This is a genomic window from Agarivorans sp. Z349TD_8, from assembly GCF_050870825.2.
Lineage (GTDB): Bacteria > Pseudomonadota > Gammaproteobacteria > Enterobacterales > Celerinatantimonadaceae > Agarivorans.
In genome coordinates this window covers 1,857,398-1,880,496 of sequence record NZ_CP194037.2, presented here as the reverse complement: position 1 = coordinate 1,880,496, position 23,099 = coordinate 1,857,398, and the positions used below count along the sequence as shown (strand labels likewise).

General features: G+C 44.3%; 24 protein-coding genes. All 24 read right to left on the bottom strand.

Features of this window, described 5'->3' with window-relative positions:
- Positions 1-43 precede the first annotated feature (43 nt).
- Complete coding sequence (gene ccmI, locus ACRRS1_RS08560) at positions 44-1,303, bottom strand: c-type cytochrome biogenesis protein CcmI (RefSeq protein WP_432468017.1); 1,260 nt, start codon at positions 1,301-1,303, stop codon at positions 44-46.
- Positions 1,300-1,770 carry a cytochrome c-type biogenesis protein gene (locus ACRRS1_RS08555; RefSeq protein WP_432462953.1) on the bottom strand — a complete coding sequence of 157 codons (471 nt, stop codon included), beginning with the start codon at positions 1,768-1,770 and terminating at the stop codon, positions 1,300-1,302. Before ACRRS1_RS08555 ends, ccmI begins: the two co-directional genes overlap by 4 nt.
- A 5-nt stretch (positions 1,771-1,775) precedes the next feature.
- The gene (locus ACRRS1_RS08550; protein WP_432468018.1) at positions 1,776-2,306 is read right to left on the bottom strand and encodes a DsbE family thiol:disulfide interchange protein; all 531 of its coding nucleotides are present in this window, start codon (positions 2,304-2,306) and stop codon (positions 1,776-1,778) included.
- On the bottom strand, positions 2,307-4,301 hold the full coding sequence (locus ACRRS1_RS08545; RefSeq protein ID WP_432468019.1) for a heme lyase CcmF/NrfE family subunit: 1,995 nt from the start codon (positions 4,299-4,301) through the stop codon (positions 2,307-2,309).
- A gap of 11 nt (positions 4,302-4,312) precedes the next feature.
- Positions 4,313-4,807 carry a cytochrome c maturation protein CcmE gene (gene ccmE / locus ACRRS1_RS08540; protein ID WP_432462951.1) on the bottom strand — a complete coding sequence of 165 codons (495 nt, stop codon included), beginning with the start codon at positions 4,805-4,807 and terminating at the stop codon, positions 4,313-4,315.
- Positions 4,804-5,013, bottom strand: a complete 210-nt coding sequence (gene ccmD, locus ACRRS1_RS08535) for a heme exporter protein CcmD (protein WP_432453594.1) — start codon at positions 5,011-5,013, stop codon at positions 4,804-4,806. Before ccmD ends, ccmE begins: the two co-directional genes overlap by 4 nt.
- 1 nt (position 5,014) lies before the next feature.
- Complete coding sequence (locus ACRRS1_RS08530) at positions 5,015-5,767, bottom strand: heme ABC transporter permease (protein ID WP_432453595.1); 753 nt, start codon at positions 5,765-5,767, stop codon at positions 5,015-5,017.
- Positions 5,768-5,805: 38 nt separating this feature from the next.
- Positions 5,806-6,471, bottom strand: coding sequence for a heme exporter protein CcmB (ccmB, locus tag ACRRS1_RS08525; RefSeq protein WP_432453596.1), 666 nt, complete (start codon positions 6,469-6,471; stop codon positions 5,806-5,808).
- Complete coding sequence (ccmA, locus tag ACRRS1_RS08520) at positions 6,471-7,106, bottom strand: cytochrome c biogenesis heme-transporting ATPase CcmA (RefSeq protein ID WP_432462950.1); 636 nt, start codon at positions 7,104-7,106, stop codon at positions 6,471-6,473. Before ccmA ends, ccmB begins: the two co-directional genes overlap by 1 nt.
- A 680-nt stretch (positions 7,107-7,786) precedes the next feature.
- Positions 7,787-8,995, bottom strand: a complete 1,209-nt coding sequence (locus ACRRS1_RS08515) for an IS256 family transposase (RefSeq protein WP_432467449.1) — start codon at positions 8,993-8,995, stop codon at positions 7,787-7,789.
- A 49-nt stretch (positions 8,996-9,044) separates the two neighbouring features.
- Complete coding sequence (locus tag ACRRS1_RS08510) at positions 9,045-9,470, bottom strand: DUF2802 domain-containing protein (protein ID WP_432468020.1); 426 nt, start codon at positions 9,468-9,470, stop codon at positions 9,045-9,047.
- On the bottom strand, positions 9,471-9,959 hold the full coding sequence (locus ACRRS1_RS08505) for a chemotaxis protein CheW (RefSeq protein ID WP_432453599.1): 489 nt from the start codon (positions 9,957-9,959) through the stop codon (positions 9,471-9,473).
- Between the two features lie 137 nt (positions 9,960-10,096).
- Positions 10,097-10,888: a chemotaxis protein CheW gene (locus ACRRS1_RS08500; RefSeq protein ID WP_432453600.1), complete on the bottom strand. Its 792-nt coding sequence runs from the start codon at positions 10,886-10,888 to the stop codon at positions 10,097-10,099.
- Complete coding sequence (locus ACRRS1_RS08495; RefSeq protein ID WP_432453601.1) at positions 10,885-11,670, bottom strand: ParA family protein; 786 nt, start codon at positions 11,668-11,670, stop codon at positions 10,885-10,887. Before ACRRS1_RS08495 ends, ACRRS1_RS08500 begins: the two co-directional genes overlap by 4 nt.
- Positions 11,671-12,585, bottom strand: coding sequence for a flagellar motor protein MotB (locus tag ACRRS1_RS08490; protein WP_432459123.1), 915 nt, complete (start codon positions 12,583-12,585; stop codon positions 11,671-11,673).
- A 1-nt stretch (position 12,586) separates the two neighbouring features.
- Positions 12,587-13,333 carry a flagellar motor protein gene (locus ACRRS1_RS08485; RefSeq protein WP_432453603.1) on the bottom strand — a complete coding sequence of 249 codons (747 nt, stop codon included), beginning with the start codon at positions 13,331-13,333 and terminating at the stop codon, positions 12,587-12,589.
- Positions 13,326-14,459, bottom strand: coding sequence for a protein-glutamate methylesterase/protein-glutamine glutaminase (locus ACRRS1_RS08480; RefSeq protein ID WP_432453604.1), 1,134 nt, complete (start codon positions 14,457-14,459; stop codon positions 13,326-13,328). The genes ACRRS1_RS08485 and ACRRS1_RS08480 overlap by 8 nt, the downstream gene beginning before the upstream one ends.
- A gap of 31 nt (positions 14,460-14,490) precedes the next feature.
- Entirely contained in the window at positions 14,491-16,581 is a 2,091-nt protein-coding gene (locus ACRRS1_RS08475; protein ID WP_432468021.1) for a chemotaxis protein CheW, read from the bottom strand.
- 11 nt (positions 16,582-16,592) lie between these two features.
- Positions 16,593-17,333 (bottom strand): protein phosphatase CheZ, encoded by a 741-nt coding sequence (locus ACRRS1_RS08470; protein WP_432453606.1) that lies wholly within the window; start codon positions 17,331-17,333, stop codon positions 16,593-16,595.
- An 11-nt stretch (positions 17,334-17,344) separates the two neighbouring features.
- Positions 17,345-17,728 (bottom strand): chemotaxis response regulator CheY, encoded by a 384-nt coding sequence (cheY, locus tag ACRRS1_RS08465; protein WP_055734955.1) that lies wholly within the window; start codon positions 17,726-17,728, stop codon positions 17,345-17,347.
- 126 nt (positions 17,729-17,854) lie between these two features.
- The gene (locus ACRRS1_RS08460) at positions 17,855-18,580 is read right to left on the bottom strand and encodes an RNA polymerase sigma factor FliA (protein ID WP_432453607.1); all 726 of its coding nucleotides are present in this window, start codon (positions 18,578-18,580) and stop codon (positions 17,855-17,857) included.
- Positions 18,573-19,466 carry a MinD/ParA family protein gene (locus ACRRS1_RS08455; RefSeq protein ID WP_432453608.1) on the bottom strand — a complete coding sequence of 298 codons (894 nt, stop codon included), beginning with the start codon at positions 19,464-19,466 and terminating at the stop codon, positions 18,573-18,575. Before ACRRS1_RS08455 ends, ACRRS1_RS08460 begins: the two co-directional genes overlap by 8 nt.
- A complete protein-coding gene (gene flhF / locus ACRRS1_RS08450; RefSeq protein ID WP_432453609.1) occupies positions 19,456-20,865 on the bottom strand; it encodes a flagellar biosynthesis protein FlhF in 1,410 nt (469 codons plus the stop codon). The genes ACRRS1_RS08455 and flhF overlap by 11 nt, the downstream gene beginning before the upstream one ends.
- 37 nt (positions 20,866-20,902) lie before the next feature.
- Positions 20,903-23,014, bottom strand: coding sequence for a flagellar biosynthesis protein FlhA (gene flhA, locus ACRRS1_RS08445; RefSeq protein ID WP_432468022.1), 2,112 nt, complete (start codon positions 23,012-23,014; stop codon positions 20,903-20,905).
- Positions 23,015-23,099 lie beyond the last annotated feature (85 nt).

Sequence of the window (23,099 nt, the reverse complement as noted above, 5' to 3'; positions counted from 1 at the left end):
CTTAATAGCGCAAACTTTAAATACTGACAATACACCTACAAAACTACAAGGGAGTATTAATTAATAAAGAAATAGGTAAATCACTGCCTTGGGAAATCGTTGACGACTTCCCTTCCCAATCACCAGTGGTTGTCTGTGCATTATTATCGTAAGACAATCTAGCGGTTATATAGAATTCAGCTTGTTGTGATAATTTCAAGCCTTCCATCATACTATCTTTATCTGAAAGTGTAACGGTTAATGGGAACTTAGGGTGGGCAATTCTCTTGGCGGCTAATGGCATTGGCGGCCCATTCACAGCCTTTGCGAACACAAATAAGAAACTCGATTCTGGTGCGACTAAACCATCTTGCAGGTTCACCGTCACGCTGTAGTTTGGCTCTGAGGTGGGAGTTTCTATTGATAAAGATGATTGCTGTTGCGCTTGCGCTTGGCTCTGCTGAGCAATTTGCGCTTGGGCAAATTGAATATTTTTATTCAACATTTGAGCGCGTTCTGAACCAGAATCAACGAGGCTTAGCATTTTTTGCCAACGCTCGATCGCCAATGAGTACTGTTGCTGCTCGACTGCTAAAAAAGAATATAATGACCACAATTCCAGTTGATTTGGCATTTTCTGTAAAGCCGCCACCAACAAACGCTGGGCTCGAGCCTTTGCCATCGCATCACCACTATAAAACAATGACTGAAGATAAACGACTAACACATTGGGACTATCGGCATCTAGCGCGTAGGCTTTTTCAGCCGCATCGGTCATCACATCCAAACGATTCATTGCTTGGCCTACCTTCGCCAATAAAAACCAACCTCGGCTATCATTCGGATCTTGATAAAGCTTGGTTCGTAAACCCAAAGCAAAATCGGTGAGTTCCTGCTCACTAACCGGTCCACCTTGAGCTAACAACACCTTATTACTCAATTCTGGCATTTGCTGGATGATCGATTGCCAATGTTGAACTTGTTTCGCACTCCCCAAATAATAATAGAGTCCCACAGGAACTGTGGCAACGAAGACCAAACTGACTAACAATACCCAAGCTGAATAACGAGTTTCTGCTTTAAGCGAACTTTCAGGAATATCGTCTAACAGATTGTGTTGTAGCTCCGTCACCAGCTGTTCACGATCATCCGCTAAGCCCTGCTGATTTTCTTGCTCGATTTCTAACAGCCGATCTTTATACAATGCTTTATTTAAATCGGTTTGGGTAAGTGATGCTTGCTGGCGGCGCAACCAGAGTGGTAAAACCACTGCGGCCAAGGCAAGTAAGGTTAAAGCCACTACAGCTAACCAAAAAACTATCATTCTGACTCTCGCTCCGTTTGTTTAATTAGCTCAGCTAATCGCTTTTGTTCTTGTTCATCTAAATCAACGACTGGGGCTGGTTTGCGCCTAGCTAAACGCCATATAGTGAAACAGCCAAAAATAATAATAAAAGCTGGTGCCAACCATAACAGCAGAACCGCGGGAGTCAACGGAGGATCATAACGCACAAAATTACCATAACGGGCCACCATATAATCCAAGACTTGTTGTTTAGAGCGACCCGCTTTGACCATCTGGTAGGTTTTCTCTCGCAGATCTTGCGCCAAGCCCGCATTTGAATCAGCAATATTGTTATTCTGACACTTTGGACAACGAAGCTCTTGAGTCAACTCTCTAAACAAGGTTTCTTGCTGTACAGAGTCAAACTCATGGACCTCAATCGCCGCCATCGCAAACTGCGGCAGCATTACCAATAATATAAGATGAAAGGCTTGCCTTAATCTCATCGTCATTACTCCAAGCGACTGTATATAGCGCCTAATTCCTGCTGCCAGTTACGAGCATTTACATCACCAACATGGCGATACCGAATGATACCTTGACTATCGATGAAATAAGTTTCGGGAGCCCCATATACGCCCAAATCTAAGGCAAGTAGTCCTTTTCCATCAAATAGATTAATTTGATAGGGATTACCAAGCTGAGTTAACCAATCAATGGCTTTTTGTTGGTCATCTTTATAATTAAGACCTACGATTTTCACCCCTTGTTCGGATAAGCTATTCAGAAAAGCATGTTCAGCGCGACAAGTCGGACACCAAGTCGCCCACACATTGAGTAGCAACGGTTGTCCTTTAAAAATATCAGCACTATGCTGCTTATCTTGTTGATAAAGATCTTGTAGGGTAAAAACTGGCACAGGTTTCCCCACCAATACCGATTCCAATTTTGTTGCATCACTATATAAGCCACGATATAAAAATATGGTGACTAACAAAAAAAGTAACAAAGGCAGTAGAAAATAAAATAATCGCTTATTCATTTAAACACCTTCCACATAAGCTTTTGTTTCATGAGCAAGCGTATCTTTGTGGTGTGTTCGCTTCACCTTAAAACGATAACGTTTATCGCTCATGGCAAACAATCCACCGATCGCCATAATCAGCGCTCCAAACCATATCCAGCGAATAAATGGCTTATAGTATAAACGGACCGCCCAAGCGCCACCGGGTAATTGCTCGCCCATGGCTGCGTATAAATCACGCCATAAACCAGCGTCGATAGCTGCCTCGGTCATCATATTTCGCTGTACTCGATAAAAGCGTTTCTCGGCACGTAAGGTGGTACTCAAGTCAGCGCCTTTATAAACGTCAATAATTGCCACATGCCCCTGATAATTCGGCCCCTGTAAGGGTTCCACACGCTTGAAGTGAAAACGATAAGCGGCAAAAGTCACCGAGTCCCCTGCCTCTAAACGCAAATCTCGCTCAATACTGTAATGACTGGTCATCGAAATACCAATGATCGATACAGCTAAGCCTATATGTCCTAATACCATCGCCCAATGAGAGCGACTTAAGGTACTCAAGCCCTTAGAAAAACGATGACGATGGGTTGCCCGTAAATAGACTTCTAAAGCGGTACATGTGATGATCCAAATCGCCAGTACTAAGGCCATGTATGCCAGCGCATAGAACTGCGGTGCCATAATGAACATCAGTATGGCTGGCAATAACAGGCTCACCAGAGCAAGCCAAACTAAGGGCTTTTTTAATGACCGAGGATCTTGATGCTTCCAACGCAGCAATGGGCCAATCCCCAAAGCAACGGCAAAGGGAACGATCATCCAGCTAAACATTCGGTTAAAGAAAGCGGCACCAATCGAAATGCTTCCTAAGCCAATTTCCTTATGGATCAACGGCAATAAAGTGCCAAGTAACACGACAACCAAGCCAGCCACCAACAATACATTGTTGACCAGCAGAAAAGTTTCTCGCGAGAACAGACGATAAGATCCACGGCTCTTAACCTTTGAAGCACGCAGCGCGAACAGCAATAGCGAACCGCCCACAACCACCAGCAGAAAGGCCAAAATAAATAGTCCTCTGGCCGGATCGCTAGCAAATGCATGTACCGACACCAATACACCGGAGCGAACCAGAAAGGTGCCCAGTAAACTTAAAGAAAAAGCTGAAATCGCTAATAGCACCGTCCACGCTTTAAACACCCCACGCTTTTCACTTGCCGCCAAAGAATGCAACAAAGCAGTTCCTACCAACCACGGCATAAAAGAAGCATTTTCAACTGGATCCCAGAACCACCAACCACCCCAACCTAACTCGTAATACGCCCACCAGCTACCGAGCGCAATACCGACAGTAAGAAATACCCAAGCAGCCATTGTCCAAGGACGAGACCAACGAGCCCAAGTTGAATCTAAACGTCCTGAGATTAAGGCCGCAATAGCGAAAGCAAAGGCCACCGAGAAGCCCACATACCCCATATACAATAGCGGGGGATGGAAGATTAATCCGACATCTTGCAACAATGGATTAAGATCGTGACCATCAACTGGGAAAAACGGCAGCGTGCGCTCGAAGGGATTTGAAGTAAGTAAAATGAATAAATAGAAACCGACCGATATCATCCCCATCACCGCGACCACTCGCGCCACAGCATCTAGCGGCAAGCTTCGACTAAATAATGCAACCGCTGCTCCCCAAGCAGATAAAATGAGTGCCCAAAGCAATAGGGAGCCTTCGTGAGCTCCCCAAACCGCAGATAAACGAAAATATAGAGGTAAATGGCTATTTGAGTTATTCGCGACATAAGCGACTGAAAAATCATTGACCGCGAAGGCATAACTCAAAATCGCAAACGACAATCCAACAAAAGCAAATTGGGCCAAAGCTAAAGGTCTTGCCGACTGCATCAGCAAAACACTATTTTTACTAGCCCCCCACAAAGGGTAAACACTTTGTAAAATGGCCAATGTGACCGCTAGGATCAACGCATAATGTCCAAGTTCTGGAATCATAATAGATATCTCTAGTGAGCAGAGCCCTGCAATTGGGCTTCAGTATATTCAGGTTTAAAATGTTCCATTCCAATCAAAGATTCGGCAACCTCGGGCGGCATGTATTCTTCATCATGTTTAGCCAATACTTCGAAGGCCGACACGGTGTTAGCTGCGGTCAATACACCTTGCGCGACAATTCCCTGCCCCTCGCGAAATAGATCCGGCAAAATACCTTCGTAATTAACAATCACAATCTCACCGCCGGCATCACTCAGTTTAAAGCTCACTTGTAAACTTGTTGCAGAACGCTCAACAGTGCCAGGCAATACCAAACCACCAATCCGCAATCTCTGACCCAGTTCCGGTTTAAGTGCCTGTGGACCTTTCCCCTTAACTAATTCTGTGGGGGTATAAAACAAGTCGATATTTTGCGCCAGTGCATAAAGCAACAAACCAATGGATGCCCCTAAACCCAACACAATAGAGATAACAATGGTTAAGCGTTTTTTACGTCTAGGATTCATAAGTGCTCGCTCATCTCTTTCGCTGCTTGTACCCGTTTTCGCCGCACCGAATAATGCGTCACCGATTTAATAATCGCTCTTCGTTTAATCAAACTATCGATGACCAACGCTCCCATGGCGAGAGCACTCACGCCATAGGCCAGCCATACGTAATACGCGTAACCACCCATCGCAAAAAAATCAGCGACTGAATCAAATTGCATCATATTAACCCTCCCGTTGATCTGGCTTGATAAGAAGTTGTTGTACCCAAGGGCGGCGGCGTTCTCGCCTTAACAGCTCGGTTCTAAAGCGAACCAAACTGACCGCAACCAAGAAAAACCCAAAAGCAAATATGTTCAGCAATAAGGGCCATAACATTTGAGAATCAATCGACGGTTTCGCGAACTTGGTAATCGTGGCCCCTTGATGTAGGGTATTCCACCATTCCACAGAATAGTGAATGATTGGCAAATTAATAACGCCCACTAGACTCAAGATCCCAGCGGCTCTGCCAGCCATAACTTTATCCGAAAATGCGTTGTATAGGGCGATGACACCTAAGTACAAAAACAACAAAATCAACTCAGAGGTTAAACGAGCGTCCCATACCCACCATGCCCCCCACATTGGTTTCCCCCAAGCAGCCCCAGTAAATAGAGCAACAAAGGTAAGGACAGCGCCAACAGGAGCGACTGCAGCCACATAAATATCAGCTTGTTTAATTTGCCACACCAAGCCGATAAAAGCGGCAATTGCCATCGACGAATAAGCCGCCATCGATAATATTGCCGAAGGAACATGAATATAAATAATTCTGAAACTATCGCCTTGCTGATAGTCGGCGGGCGCAAAGGCCAAGCCCCAAATTAAGCCCACCACAAAACTAATAAGGGCCAATACACTCAACCAAGGTACAAATTTTCCAGCAAGTTCATAGCTGGCTTGCGGTTTTGCATAAGGATGTAACCATTTCCACATTAGGGTAAGTACTCTCTGACAATAATTTATTATTATATTTAGTTAACGCTAACTCTTAATGCCGCGGCGGTAGCGAAGGGAGCCAAAGTGAGCGCCAATAAGCTAATCGCACCCATAATCGCTAAATGGCCCGTATAGGGCAAGTTTAATGATGCGGCTTCAATCGCAGAAGTCGCAAAAATCAATATAGGAATATACAAAGGTAAAACTAATAGGCTCAGCAATACACCACCTTTACGCAAGCCCACTGTTAAGGCTACACCCACTGCACCAATTAAACTCAGTACAGGGGTTCCTAATAATAAGGTATAGAATGTAGCCTTAAAACTTTGCCATTCTAGGGATAACAAAACTGCAAGCAGCGGTGATAGCAGTAAAATAGGTAAGCCTGTAATCATCCAATGCGCCACTGTTTTTGCTAAAGCGATCAACGCTAAAGACGAGCCACTCAACAACATCTGTTCTAATGAGCCATCGGCATAATCATCTCGAAATAAGCGCTCTAAAGACAATAATGAGGAGAGTAAAGCCGCTACCCATAAAATTCCAGGCGCAATTTTCGCCAATAACTGCGGCTCTGGCCCAACGGCAATAGGAAACAAAGTTATCACAATCAAAATAAACCATAACGGATTGACAACTTCTGACTTTTGTCTAAATGCAGCTAACAACTCACGTTTAACAACACTCACAAAAACCCGCATTAAACAATTTCCTCATAAGCAGGCTCAATGTTTAACACGCGATAATGGGCACTATCGATATTTAAAGTTTGATGCGTCGTGAGCAATATCATTCCGCCGGCCTCTGCATGTTGCTTCAGTACGGCTTCTAAATAAGTAACACCTTGCTTATCGATTGCGGTAAAGGGCTCATCTAGGATCCATAATTGACGTTCCACAAGCCATAACCTAGCCAATCCAACTCGGCGCTGCTGTCCAGCCGACAAGTGTGCTGTTGGTTCATCTTCCAAACCCGCTAAACCGACTCGAGCCAACAAGTCGTATAGCTGCCCCAATGACATGGACTGACCCGCCAACCCCAAATAAAACTGTAGGTTTTCTACGGCACTTAACTCTGCCTTTACCCCAACATGATGCCCCAGATACAGGCAGTGTTGATGAAAGCTATCAGAGATTTGATTAATGCTCTGCCCTTGCCAATGGATCTCTCCCTGCTCAGGACGAGACAAACCTGCAAGCAAACGTAATAAACTAGTTTTCCCCGCACCGTTGGGACCCGCTACCTGCAGGATATCGCCAGCGTTTAAGGTAAACGATAAATTGTCAAAAAGAACGCGCTCTTCTCTAACACAGCAAAGTCCAATAGCTTCCAGCATTCAAATGTGTCTTGATATAATAAGTGTCGGGATGGTATCACAGCTAGATCGTAAATCTAGGCAAGCAATTGAAATAACGAATATGTTAAGGAGATGTTCCATCAAAGTAAAGCCAAATAAAAATAGATATTCAGTCGGACCAGCAACGATGAAATAAACACCATTCCGCAAAATACAGAAGCAATCGAATATGGTCGGCCGTTCGTGTATAGATCATGGCCGCCGACTAGGAGCTCGAGCGCATAAGGCTGTAATTAAGAACAACTGACAACTGACTCAGAAAATAGATGTAAAAGATAAGCAGATCGAGATAACAGTCCAAAATACAAAGAAAAACCAATCAAGCTAAAACAACTACAGCAGCCCCCCTACCGATTACAATAAGAACATATAAAATAGCAGATTCATGCAGCAACAACGCAGGACAATACAACAACCTTGCCCTGAACAATTAATTTAGCTGAATCAAATACCACTCAATTCAGTTCCGAAGACCTACCATTTAGTCTACTTTAAACGAGCATTGTAGCGACTCTGACTCAATCATGATAATAGGATTTTGTGGAACAAACAGCAAACGGGGCTTGGCAAGTGCAGTGGTTCAGAGAGAAGAGAAGGCAAGGCTAGCTTGCTTGCCCTTTCATTTGACCCTGTAAATAATTCTGTGTAACTGCTTTGGGTTACAAGTAATCAGTAAGTCGGTCTTCAAACATAATCATAAAGCGATTGAGAGCCTGTCGCCAGTTTCTTATTGGCATCGACCAGCGTTTCGATGCATCCATAATTGCAAGATAGACAACTTTCCTCGCTGATTCATCCGTGGGGAATAGCTTACGCTTCTTTGTCGCTTTGCGTATCACACTGTTCAAGGACTCTATCGCATTCGTCGTGTAAATGGCTTTACGAATGTCCTGAGGGTAGCTGAACAATGTATTTAAATTATCCCAATGCGCTGTCCAAGAGCGGCTTATCTGTGGGTATTTATCATCCCACTGGTCACCAAATTGTTCGAGGGCCAGAAGCGCTTCTTCCTCGGTATTCGACTGGTAAATACCTTTGAGATCTGCCGTTACAGCCTTGTAGTCTTTCCAAGGGACATACTTCATTGAATTGCGCACCATGTGGACGATACAGAGCTGTATTTGGGTTTTTGGGAATACGGCGTTAATAGCATCTGGAAAGCCCTTCAAGCCATCAACACAAGCGATAAGAATGTCGTTGATACCTCGAGTCTGGAGTTCAGTGAGAACGCTGAGCCAGAACTTCGCACCTTCCGTTTCAGATATCCACATCCCCAAAAGTTCTTTCTGACCTTCGATATTTACGCCCAGAGCCAAGTAAATCGCCTTATTGACGACCTGTTTGTTTTGGCGGATTTTCACCACGATGCAATCAAGGTAGACGATGGGATAGACTACATCCAGTGGCCGTGATTGCCATTCAACAACCTGCTCTAGAACTGAGTCGGTAACTTTAGATATGAGGCTTGCAGAGACATCAGCATCGTACATTTCTTTGAACGTAGCGACGATTTCACGAGTTGTCATGCCTTTGGCGTAAAGGCTTAATATCTTGTCATCCATCGATTGAAATCGAGTTTGATGCTTACGAACAAGCTTCGGTTCAAACGAGGCATCTCGGTCTCGAGGTACATCCAGTTCAATCTCACCATCGTCGGTGATCAAGGTCTTGGATGAATAACCATTACGACTATTCTTATCGGGCTTTTCAGCGTGTTTCTGATAACCGAGGTGGTCATCAAGCTCAGCATTTAACGCTGTCTCAACAGTCACCTTGGTTAACATTTTACGAAAGTCATCTAGATCTGAAGGGGTCTTGATTGACTTAGCGGCTTCACGAGCAAATGCTTCGAGAGCTTTCTTATCCATGTTGCTTATCCTTAGCCTGTTCAGGCCTAATTATAAGCAATTACACAATTTAATTTACAGGCTCTTTCATTTTATTCCGTAGACTTAATAGAAGTTCAGCCTCGGCTTTAGGTAATTCACATTCGCGCATCACCTCTTCTAAATCAGCGCCTAACTCGACCAATTTGACGGCACGGGTGTACAACTTGCTGTCAGGATCTTGTGACTCAATTTGAGCGCTACGAATAAACGCTTGCTCGACTTGCTCAGCCTGACGTTCTAATTCTTGAACTAAAGAAGCATTGGCTACGTGTAACTCTTGCAGCTCTTTTTCAGCGGCTCGATGCTTACTTAACAAATTTTTAATAACCAGTTCCAAACTCGCCATTTTGGCTTCACTGGAATCTATATGTCGATTAGCCTTGTGTGTTAACCAGTAAACACCCACAAGGCCAAGCAACATAACCAATAACGCAACAAGATTAATCCAATCCATTTATATTGAGCTTACTTCATCCCACTCTTCATCAGAAAGCAGCTTATTGAGATCAACCAAAATTAATAACTGTCCATCCCGATTACTAACACCTTGAATGAACTTCGCGCTCTCTTCAGTACCCACGTTTGGTGCGGCATCTATTTCAGAAGAACGTAAGTAAACCACCTCAGCAACACTATCCACTAAAATCCCGATGACTTGTGATTCAGCTTCTATAATCACGATCCGTGAATTTTCGGTAATATCTGATGAAGGCAAACCAAACCGGGAACGCGTATCGATCACCGTGACCACATTACCACGCAAGTTGATAATGCCTAAAACATAGTTTGGCGCTCCTGGCACCGGCGCTATTTCTGTATAACGTAATACTTCTTGTACCTGCATCACGTTAATACCATAGGTCTCACTTTCCAACTGAAAAGTTACCCATTGTAGAACTTCATCCTCGGCAATATTTTCTGCGACGTTACGCTGCTCGCTCATCTGCATGTCCTTTTTATTCATGAGTCCAATTGGATCTCGCAACTCTTATCTATTCAAGTATATATCATAAGTTATAAAACTAAACGGCGGATTTACCTAGTCTTTCAATTAAACAGAGCTCGCTCTACCTCACAGTTCTAACATCCATCTATATTTACCCCCTGAGAAAGCATTCGTTGTAGCTCTTCAACATGCAATAAAGCACACATCCTTTGTTTGACCATTCCCGCTAACCAACGACGTTTACCGGGATCAACACGCCACTTTACATCATCTTTATTCAACCGCTCGGTACCAAATAGCTTCTCGCAGCTCAAACCCCAACTACTTTCACCAAGCATAACCAGGTATTTATAGTCAGGTTCAAAAGGCTGATTCGGCATCACCCACTTAGCGGTATCGACAACCGTTAACTTTTGTTCACGCTCGATCATAATGCCAGCGAACCAATCTGGCTTACCAAAGAGTGGGCTAACTTCACTAATACGATGAATTCCGCCCAACTCAGTCAAGGGCACTCCAAAAGTAACGCCTGCAACTTCAAAAAATAGAACCTGAAACTCATTATCGGTTTCGATATTGTGCCATTCTTCCGGTAAAGGCGCTTCAACAAGCTGCTCTTCTACTTGAATACTCGTTGCTGGCAAAGACTCATCAGCAGGCGCTATATGCTCGGGTTCAACTTTTGGTGCAGGCTGTTCTGGTAACTCTTTAATAGGGAGTAATACCGGCTTAGCCTCCGCAACAGCGGCAACTCGTTGCTCGGCTTCTGCGAACAAAGTCGCAAGCGGCTTCACTTGAGGTTCAGGGGCAAACGAAGACTGATTCAAGGTTTCACTAACAGGGCTGAGAGGCACACTTTCAGGTTCTTTCAATAAAGAATCAAAATAACTCCCTAAAGCCTGCTCCATCAAGGTATCGCTATTCATAATAGCCCCTGCTCATCGGTCATCTGCAGAAGATGAGCGAGTAAGGTTTGATAAGCAAATACCCCGCGGCAATTTTTTATATGATAGGAAGGTGGCGCATGCCGTAGGCTAGCATCTCTAAATTTGGTGTCGATGGGTATCACTGAATTCCAAATGTTGTTCGGATAAGTTTCTTGTAGTTCCTTTAAGGCCGCTAATGAAGCACGAGTTCGCTTGTCATACATCGTTGGAACAACTGTATAGCGTAAGCGGTTAGGACAAGAGCGTTGCATAATACTCAAGGTTTTAACCATGCGCTCCAAACCTTTAATGGCTAAAAACTCTGTTTGAACAGGCACTAATACTCGCTCACTCGCAGCTAAAGCATTAACCATCATCACCCCCAGAACTGGTGGGCAATCAACTAACACATAATCATACTTATGTTCAATACGCGCCAAAATGCGCTTTAAAATCAAGCCCATTCCCTCACGCTGCCCCAACACTTTATCCAAAGTAGCTAAAGCCATACTTGCAGGAATTAAATCTAAATTATCAAACGAAGTCGCTTGAATACTATGAGTCACCATCGCATCATCGAGTTGACTGTTTTGATAAAGTTCATAAAGAGTGCCCTGAACACTATCAACATCAAATCCCAAATAACTGGTGAGCGACGCATGGGGATCAGTGTCGAGTAATAGGACACGTTTTCCTTGTTGCGCTAGTAGACCAGCCAGAGATATCACCGTTGTAGTTTTACCGACACCGCCTTTTTGATTAGCAACCGTCCAAACTTTCACCTATTCTTCCTGCCTTGTCGTAAATCGCACCCCACCACCTTCCAATGGCACCGCTAACATTGTCTCACTATCTGGCTTAACAACTTTCTGCTCATCTCCCGCTGGCGCTTGTTCGACAACTGACGATTGGGCAATTGAAGAGTCCCAAATGTATTTAGAGAGTGCAATGACCACCCTTCGATTTTGTTTATCGCTTTGCAGTTTTCCGTTCACGGATAACGGGGCATATTGAGCGTAGGCTTCGATAGCCATTCGCTGCGGTTGAATCCCATCTGACTGCAATTCCCGAACAACTCTTGTGGCCCGAGCGGCTGACAACTCCCAATTGCTTGGATAGAGTTCACTATCAATACTTTGCTCGTCGGTATAACCACGCACTCGTATATAATTATCGACCATTTTAAGCTTTTCGGACAAACGTAAAACCAACTGTTCAGCAGGCTTAAGCAAGTAAGCACTACCACTAGCAAAAAAAAGTCGACTATCTAACTCAATGGTTAGCCAGTCTTCATCACTATTTATTACTATGTCGTCAGTTTTGAAAATATCTTTAAGTTCAATAGCCAATTGGCTTGCGAGTTCGGTTAGATTAGACTGAGCAACTGAGTTTGAAGTCGTTGGCGGCACGTTAGGCATGATAACTTGACCATCCAAAATCGAGTGACCATATTCCATCAGCAATTCCGTTGACGAGACCGTTTCATTCCGTTCAGCTTGCCCATCAGAAACTTCAAATAAGGCAATCGCCTGTTGTAAGCGTTGTTGCAATTCGGGGTAATCTTTTTCATTGGTAATCGCCATCGCGTAAAGTACTACAAACAACGCAAACATCAATGTCATATAATCAGCGTAGGAGACTAACCAACGCTCTGTGTTTGCATTTCGCTTAGCAGCTGCAGCATAGCGATGACGCATACTAGTCGATATCCACAACGAAGCTATGTAAGCGACGCTTTACTTCAATACTACTGGCACCTTCAGCGATTGAAACCAATCCAGCTAAAGTCATTTCCTGATAAATAGCGCGATCCCCCGCTTGCGAGCGAAGTTTATTGGCAAAAGGCAAGAAAATAAAATTGGCGAAACCAACACCATAAATGGTCGCGACAAATGCAACCGCAATTCCCTTTCCAAGTAACTCAGGACTGCTTAAAAAATCCATAGCCTGAATCAAACCAAGTACTGCACCGATAATACCCACCGTAGGGCAGTACCCCCCCATGGCTTCAAACACCCCCGCCTGACGTTCCAAACGACTTTGTTCTAAGTCGATGACATCTTCTAAGGATTGTTGTAATTGTTGAGCTTCGGCACCGTCTATCAGCATTTGTAAACCGCGTAAAGTAAACGAATCTGCATGTTTTTGCTGTTGTTCTAGGCCCAAATAACCATCTTTACGAACAATATGAGACCAATTCAATATCAATTGAATTTGGTTCTGTACATTATCTTGCGACTGAAACCAAACCTTCGGTATCACTTTCAGAGCTTGCACAAATTGTTTGCTCGGCGTTTGTAACATCACCGCGCCGATAGTCCCCCCCAATACAATTGTTAATGCATGTACATTGACTAAATCGTCTAACGACCCACCAGCAAAAACATGACCAAACCCAACAGCTGAGAACGCTAAAATAACGCCAAAGATGCTAAGTTTATCCATTACCAATTTCCATAACTATCGCTTCAGAAAAACGATCGAGAGGCATTTGATTGGAGGCGAGTCCAGCACTTGCGACGGCCTGTGGCATACCATAAACAACACAACTGGCTTCATCCTGAGCCCAGATCGTTGAGCCTTTATCTTTCAATAAACGGCAACCATCTCGCCCATCAGCCCCCATACCAGTCAAAATCATGGCTAAAACGTCGCCCTGATGACTTTTCGCCAAAGAAGCAAAAGTAATATCGACACAAGGTTTATAGTTGACTTTGTCATTGCCATCAATAATTCGTAAGCGACCATACTGACCGCGAGGCTCAACTAACATCTGTTTGCCACCGGGTGCGAGATAAGCACAACCCGGTCGCAATTCATCTCCATCCTCGGCCTGCTTCACATTAACCCGTGACAGTGTATTTAAGCGTTGAGCAAATGCAGCTGTAAATGTAGCTGGCATATGCTGAACTAATAAAATGGGCTTAGGAAACCCAGCCGGCAACTGCGTTAAAATTGTTTGCAAAGCCACCGGACCACCGGTAGAGGTCCCTATCGCGACTAATTTATAGCGTTTTCCTGAAGGTTTAAACACACCAGACGTACGAACCTTGCGCTCTACCGAAGGTTGGCTGCTTGCCGCGGTCGTCGGCCTTAGTGGCGTCCGGGCGCTTGGCGTCAAAGGTTTGTCGGCTCGGGGAGTCAGACTCGATGGCGCTCGACGCGCTATCACTCGGCGTCTGGCAATGGCCTTTACTCGTTGTTGTAACAAGCTGACGGCTTCTTCACGATCACGAGCAATGTCTTCAAATTTTTTGGGGATAAAATCAAGTGCACCAGCATCTAGAGCATCTAAGGTCGCTTTAGCACCATCGTGGGTTAACGATGAAAACATCAGCACTGGCGTGGGATGTTTGGCCATAATTTCTTTTACAGCCGTAATGCCATCCATAACTGGCATTTCAATATCCATGGTAATCACGTCAGGTTTTAAACTTGCAACCATTTCAATGGCCTCGCGGCCATTCTTAGCTGCACCTATCACCTCAAGGCTTGGGTCAGCGTTAATAATCTCGCTGACTCGACGTCTGAAAAAACTAGAATCATCAACAACTAATACTTTTATTGCCATACTCAATTCTTTTTAAGGGCTGTGCTCGGCGTTATAACTTACGAGCGTAGCGTTTTAGTAAACTAGGAATATCGAGTATGAGTGCGATACGACCATCACTGGTAATCGTCGCCCCGGCCATTCCAGGGGTACCTTGCAATAACTGGTCAAGCGCTTTTATCACAACTTCTTCCTGCCCAATGAGGTTGTCAACGACAAATCCCACCTGTTGTTGGCCTATCTGTACGATAACCACATGTCCTTGAGAACTTCTCTGTCCAGATTGACTATTACGGATCAACCAATCTTGCAAATAAAATAGAGGTATAGCTTTATTACGGACAATAACGGTTTCCTGACCGTCAACAACATTGGTTTTGGTTAAATCCAGATGAAAGATTTCATTTACACTGGTGAGTGGTAAAGCAAAAGTCTGTTTACCTACATCAACCATCAAAGTGGGTAGAATAGCTAACGTTAATGGTACTTTGATTTGTAAAGTAGTACCGCCTCCAAGCTTAGAATCAATATCCACAGAACCGTTCAGCTGGGTGATACTGGTTTTGACCACATCCATGCCAACACCACGCCCCGAAATATCAGAAATCTCAGTTTTTGTCGAAAAACCTGGTGCAAAAATCAAACTATAAGCATCTTTGTCTGGCATTCTTGCCGCCGCATCGGCATCTAAAACACCGCGCTCTATAGCGATAGATTTAAGCTTATCTGCATTCATCCCCGCGCCGTCATCTTCGATCATCAGCAAGATATGATCACCCTCTTGCGAGGCTGACAAACGAATGACACCAGTACGCGGTTTTCCTGCCGCTTCACGTTGGTCTGGCATTTCAATGCCGTGATCAACCGAGTTTCGCACTAAATGCACCAGTGGATCGGCTAACGCTTCCACTAGGTTTTTGTCTAAATCGGTATCTTCACCGACCAATTCCAAGTTAATATCTTTCTTCAAACTACGAGCTAAATCACGAACGACTCGAGGAAAACGACCGAACACCTTCTTAATAGGCTGCATTCGAGTTTTCATCACTGCACCCTGTAAATCAGCGGTCACAACGTCAAGGTTAGAGGTCGCCTTAGCCATATCCTCATCATTACTGGTTAAACCAAGACTAACCAAACGATTACGGACTAAAACTAATTCCCCAACCATATTCATGATTTCGTCGAGAGTACGGGTATCGACGCGAACCGTCGTTTCCCCCTGAGGGGCTTGTTTGGGCGCTGCTTTTGCCGGCTCAGACTTGGCTGGAGCAGCAGCTTTCGGAGTAGCTGCAACTTTTGTTGGTGCAACTTTCTTCGGCTCGACCTTCGGGGTGACTTCGGGCTTGGCTGCCGCCTTAACCTCAGGCGCTTTACCGGCACCATGCAGCTGATCTAATAACTTTTCGAATTCATCATCGCCAATTTCGTCACTGTTCGTCGCCGTTTCCACTGGCGTAACAGCGGCAGGTTTAGCACTTGGTGCTTTAGAGCCATGTAGCTCGTCGAGTAGCTTTTCAAACTCATCATCAGAAATATCGCCACCACTCGCAGTTTCGCTAGGGGCTGCAGCACTTACCGGACTCGCTTGAGAAGCCGCTTTTGGAGCACCAGAGCCATGCAACTCATCGAGTAAGCTTTCAAATTCGTCATCAGAAATATCATCAATACCAGTGCCAGTAGCTGATTTACTCTCTGGAATTTGCTCGGGCTCGGGCTCAGATTCCGGCTCAACCACCACCTGATCTTCTGAAGCAGGCCGAGATAATTGATGCAATCGCTCAATAAGCTCTGGCGAAGCTGGTGTTAAAGGTTCTCTTGCTTGCACCTTAGCAAACATATCATTCACGGAATCAAGTGCTTCAAGTATGACATCCATTAACTCTGATGACACCCCGCGGCCACCGTTACGTAATGTGTCAAACACATTTTCCGCACCATGACAAACGTCAACGAGTTCAGTTAATGATAAGAAACCAGCACCACCTTTAACGGTATGAAAACCCCTAAATATAGCATTCAATAAGTTACTATCATCAGGACGTTTTTCTAGATCAACAAGCTGTTCAGAAAGCTGCTCTAGGATCTCTGCCGCTTCTACCAGAAAGTCTTGTAAGATGTCTTCATCTACATCAAACGACATGCGCTACTCCCTTAAAATCCTAAACTAGACAACAAGTCATCAACATCGTCTTGATCGTTAACAACGTCATCCCTTTGTTCTTTATTAATTATAGGGCCTTCTGCTTCAACACCCGATTTTTTATCATCTTGACCAGGAGCGACATCCACCATGTCAGTGCCAAACAAGGTGAGCATCTCAACTAAATTCTCTTCAACCTCCTGAACTAAAGTGATCACCTTTCGAATCATTTGCCCGGTAAGATCCTGAAAATCCTGTGCCATTAAAATTTCAGTAAGCATGTTACGTAGTTTATCGGCATCAGATGAAGAACTAGTCAGAAAAATATCGATTTGGTGACACAGCGCTTTAAATTGGCCTAACTCAATTTTCCGATCCATCAAATTTTGCCATACAGGCATAATATCATTGATATCATTGGTTAATTTATCAGCAATCGGCAAACCCGACTCGACTGCATCCATCGTTTTATTAGCAGCTTGATCGGTCATTTCGATGACATAATTTAAACGTTCTTTGGCATCGGGGATTTCTTGGTTCGCGAGTTCATTGATCCGAATATCCAATTTGAAATCATTTAATGAATCGTGAAGTTGACGAGTGAGCTGGCCAACTTTATCAAACAGCAAGTTAGCTTTTGGAGCACATAGCTCACTGACTAGTTGGTTCGCCTCGGCGACCTTTCCCATTTCAAGTAGCATCACCAGTTGTTGCGCATCCGCTAATGAAATAATCGGAGTATCGGTGCTCACGCGTCTTCCTTTTATTGTAATCTTTCGAAAATCTTATCGAGCTTCTCTTTTAAAGTAGCTGCTGTAAAAGGTTTTACAATATAACCATTTACTCCGGCTTGTGCGGCTTCAATAATCTGTTCACGTTTCGCTTCCGCGGTGACCATCAATACAGGCAGGTGAGCTAAACTCTCATCGGCACGAATGTTTTTCAACAAATCGATACCTTCCATACCAGGCATATTCCAATCAGTCACTACAAACTCAAAATCGCCACCCTTAAGCATTGGTAGCGCGGTGTTACCGTCATCGGCCTCATGTGTATTGTTGAAACCTAAATCTCTCAACAAGTTCTTAATAATCCTTCTCATTGTTGAAAAATCATCAACAACCAGAATTTTCATATTTTTATCCAAGGTACGTCCCCCAGCTGGATGTTTTACTAGCCCACAAACGGGTCACAAATTTATGTAATACATTATTATGCCTTAATAAACACAATTTTAGTCCATCTTTTATAAGTTTTGTAAGGATGAATTTCTCTATTGTGTCCAATCTCGCATTCGAGTTTTCACTCTGGCAAGCGCTTGACTATGAATTTGACTCACTCTCGACTCACTAACGCTTAATACTTCACCAATTTCTTTAAGATTAAGCTCTTCATCGTAATAAAGCGATAATACTAAGGCTTCTCGTTCAGGTAGCCCTTTGATGCACTCCGCCAAAGATTGTTGAAATCGTTGATTTGCAAAACCTTCGAAAGGACGATTTTGCTCGCGACTTTCTTCGTTAGAAATGACATCCTCGTTTACCCCAAGGTCCTCAATGCCTAAAATTCGCCCGCAATTAACATCCGCTAGCATCGTATGGTATTCGCGAAGAGAAACCCCGAGTTTTTCAGCAACTTCAGCGTCTTTAGCGTCACCATTTTTTTCTCTTTCAACAGCAGCTATAGCGTCACTAATCGCGCGACTATTTTTATGTACAGAACGCGGAACCCAATCGCCACGGCGTATTTCATCAAGCATCGCGCCGCGAATTCGGATCCCTGCATAGGTTTCAAAGCTAGCACCTTTAGAGCCATCAAAATTACGAGCGGCTTCTATCAGCCCGATCATTCCAGATTGGATTAAATCATCCACAATAACACTAGCCGGTAACCTAGCCATTAAGTGATGGGCAATCCGTTTAACCAAAATGGCGTGACGCTCCACTAACGCATTAGTGTCGTTAACGCTGGTATTGGCGTAGGCGGCAACTTTATTCACTAAGCTGCTCTCTATTCTTGCGTTGTCCAAATTCGAGAAGATTCTCGATGAAAAATTCTAAATGTCCTCCCGCTTGCTCAGGTATCGGCCAAGTAGCCGCTTTGCTGGCTAAAGAACGAAATGCCAGAGACGCTGGTGACTTAGGATAGGCTTCAACCACAACACGTTGTTTGCGAACGGCCAATCGGACATTGTTATCATAGGGAATACAAGACACTAACTCGAGAGTGGCATCTAAAAATCGTTCCGTCACCCGAGTCAGCTTGGTAAATAACTCCTGACCTTCTCTTAAACTACGAACCATATTGGCAACTACTTTAAATTTATACACCCCATGATTATTAGAGAGTAGTTTAATCAGGGCATAAGCATCGGTAATTGACGTTGGTTCGTCACACACGACGACTAAAATATCTTGCGACGCTTTTGCAAAACTCAACACCATATCAGAGATGCCCGCTGCGGTATCAACCAGCAAAACATCTATCGGTGTTTTCATACTACTAAAAGCGCGAATTAAACCTGCATGTTCCGCAGGGCTTAATTCAACCATGGATTGAGTTCCTGAAGTTGCTGGCGCAATCAGAATCCCATTTGGTCCCTCAACTAATACTTCGTCAAGAGTGCACTCTCCCGATAGCACATGCGACAGATTTTTAGTCACGCGCAGCCCAAGTAGCACATCAACATTCGCCAAACCTAAGTCCGCATCAAGGACCATGACTCGCTTGCCTTGACCCGCCATTGCAATTCCCATGTTAAGCGTCACGTTGGTTTTACCAACCCCACCCTTTCCACCAGTCACTGCGATTACTTTCACATTATTTTTTTGTTGCATCATTCGTAAGCCGCTAGCTTGATCAAAATCATTATGTTTAGAATACATCCGAAACCTTCTGTTGTTCGGTTTCACTAAACCAAAAGTGTTGCTGAGAATGCTTATCTATCACCGACAAAGCTTGCTCAACTAATTCGCTAGGCACCGCCACTGCAATATCTTCTGGTACTTGCTGACCATGAGTAACGTAACTGATTGGTATAGCATGACGCAAGGTTACATTTAACACTTCACCTAACGCTAAACTTTCATCTAATTTAGTAAGTATGGTACCAGCCAAAGGAATTCGCTTAAATTGATTTACAGTTTCTTCAATTACCCGTCGCTGAGCATTGGCTGACATCACCAAATAATTACGGATATTAACTTGGCTATTTTTGACTAACTTGTCTAATTGTTCATGTAGACGGATATCTCTTTGGCTCATACCAGCGGTATCGATTAAGACTAACTTTTTATCTTTAAACTGGTATAAAAGCTGGGACAACTCAGCTTCATCATTCGCCACTCGAACTGCACAGCCCATAATTTTACCATAAGTTGCCAGTTGCTCATGAGCACCAATACGATAAGTATCTGTGGTAATCATCGCCACGCTATCGGGGCCATGGCGCATAGCAAACTGCGCAGCTAATTTGGCGATAGTGGTTGTTTTACCGACCCCCGTCGGGCCCAATAAGGCAACCGCTCCACCTTTTAACAATATTTCATCTTGGCCGACAGGGAGCTGATTTGCCAGTAATTCCCGTAAATGCTGCCAGCCTTCTTGTACGCCTAGCTCTTCGGGGATATAACCAGCCACCTGATCGGCCATATCCTCATCAAAACCAACCAACTGTAACTGTTTGATTAACATCGCTCGAACAGGCTCTTGCCGCTCAACTTCCTGCCACATTAATCCCGACACTTGATGTTCCAACAACTTTCGCATCGCCGCCATTTCTTTCTTTAATTCACCCACTTCACTGTGATTCGCCTCTGCGCTTGGCGTTGCAATACGGCTTGCCGCAGGTTTGGCTGCTGAACCTTGCTGTATCCACCCTTGCTGCTGAGCCAAGGAGCGAGGAGCCTGAACGGTTCGAGGCCGTTGCGATTTATTTAAGCTGGATTGTTGCAAATTTTCTTGCTGACGCTTTTGATGGCGCTGCATAAAATTAGTCAAATTATCTTTGAGGCTCGCATTTTCGTCAAAATCATGACCAAGCTGTTGGTTTGTTGACGTTTTAGAACTGTGCTTAGGTTTGACGGACGATAAATTGACGCTATCATCGGCTAACTCTCGTGATGAGTTTTCTCCCTTAGCATTAGTCTTGGAAGGCTCCACCGCAGCAACAATCTCTATGCCTCCGGTCACCTTTTTGTTGGACATGATCACGGCATCACTACCAAGAGTCTCTTTCACCTCGGCTAACGCGGTCCGCATGTCTTTTGCAAAAAAGCGTTTCATTTTCACTGGTCACCTTCCTTTTGCTTACCCATTGGACCTATTGCCCAACTGAACTCACAATACGTATTTGTTTATCTTCCGGCACTTCTTGATACGACAGTACACGTAATGCAGGCATTGCTGTTTTAACGAACCTCGACATACTCGAACGCAATATACCGGATGTCAATAATATCGCTGGTTGGCCTGCTAATTCTTGATTTTGGCATGCTTCAGTTAAAGATACTTGCAGTTTTTCGGCCAAACCTGGTTCCATTCCTGCACCATCGTTACCACCTGCCTGCATAGATTGATGCAATATTTGCTCCAAGTCTGGTGACAAAGTAATGACCGGTAACTCTGCTTCACTACCAATTAGCTCTTGAACGATTAAACGTTTTAAAGAAATACGACAAGCTGCGGTCAGAATATCGGCATCCTGGCTCTTCGGTCCGTATTCCACCAAGGTCTGAACGATACTCCGTACATCCCTAATTGGCACCCCTTCACTCAGTAAATTTTGCAGCACTTTAACAACAGTAGATAAGTTCAGGGTATCTGGGATTAAACCTTCAACAAGCTTAGGTAAACTATTCCCTAACATGTCTAACAAATTTTGTACTTCTTCATGTCCCAATAAATTAGCTGCATTATTGGTTAACAATTGACTAAGGTGGGTGGCAACCACTGTCGCCGAATCAACAACCGTATAGCCAAGGGTTTGGGCGTGTTCACGCTGCTCGGTTGCAACCCAAGCCGCCTCTAAACCAAATGCAGGATCGGTGGTTGGCTGGCCTTCAATTTTACCAAATACTTGGCCCGGATTTATCGCCATTTCTCGATCATGGAATACTTCAGATTCACCATAAGTAACCCCCATCAAGGTAATTCGATATTGATTCGGACCTAAATCCAGATTGTCACGAATATGTACCGCTGGCACCAAAAAGCCTAAATCTTGAGATAACTTTTTACGTACACCTTTAATCCGAGCAAGCAATTCTCCGCCTTGAGTCTTATCAACTAGCGGGATTAATCGATAACCAACTTCCAGACCAATCACATCAACTGGTTGTACATCATCCCACCCCAACTCTTTAGGCTCATTACTATTACGAGGATGAGAGCTGGCTGGCTGTAAGGCTGTATCTGCAGCTTTTTTAACATCGGCTTTATGCCGTAACCACGCGGTCACCAAACACACCGCAGCACAACTTAAGAATGCCAAATGCGGCATTCCCGGAACAATCCCCATCACCAATAAAATAGAACCACAGATAATCATAACCCGTGGATCTTTAAACAGCTGCAAGCTAACTTGCTCGCCCATATCGGCTTCGGTATTTTGACGAGTCACGATCAGAGCAGCAGCGATAGATAGTAGTAACGATGGAATTTGCGCGACTAAACCATCACCGATGGTTAACAGAGTGTAAACTTCTGCCGCTTGCGAAAAACTCAGATCGTGTTGGGCCACACCAATAATGAAACCACCTAAAATATTAATAAAAAGAATCAGGATCCCAGCAATCGCATCGCCCTTTACAAATTTACTCGCGCCATCCATCGATCCATAAAAATCGGCTTCGCCAGTCACTTCACTACGACGAACACGTGCCTGCTCTTGGTCGATAATGCCAGCATTAAGATCCGCATCAATCGCCATTTGCTTACCCGGCATCGCATCCAAAGTAAAACGCGCGCTCACCTCGGCAATCCGACCCGCACCTTTGGTCACCACAACAAAGTTAATGATCATCAAGATAAGAAAGACCACCAAGCCGACAGCATAGTTTCCACCAATCACTACCGAACCAAAGGCTTCAATCACATTACCCGCAGCATTTCCGCCATTGTGTCCTTCCAAAAGGACCACTCGAGTAGATGCAACGTTTAGGGCTAAACGCAATAAAGTGGCAACCAGCAGCACCGTAGGAAATACCGCAAAATCCAAGGGTCGCTTGGTATAGACTGCAACCAAAAGCACCACCAAGGCTAAGGAAATATTAAATGCAAACAAGATATCCAGTAGCCATGCCGCCATTGGCAGAACCACCATGCCAAGGGTAGCCAATACCACCATTGGCGTACCAAAACCTTTGATGAGACTGGCATCTATCTTTTTGAAGTCTTGAAGCTTCAAGCTAGTGAGACGATTAATGATTTCCATAAATGACGAAATACTGACTGTAGAGCAAGAGATAATCTAGAAAAGCAATAACTAAGCCAACAACAAAGGTACACCTAGAGAAATC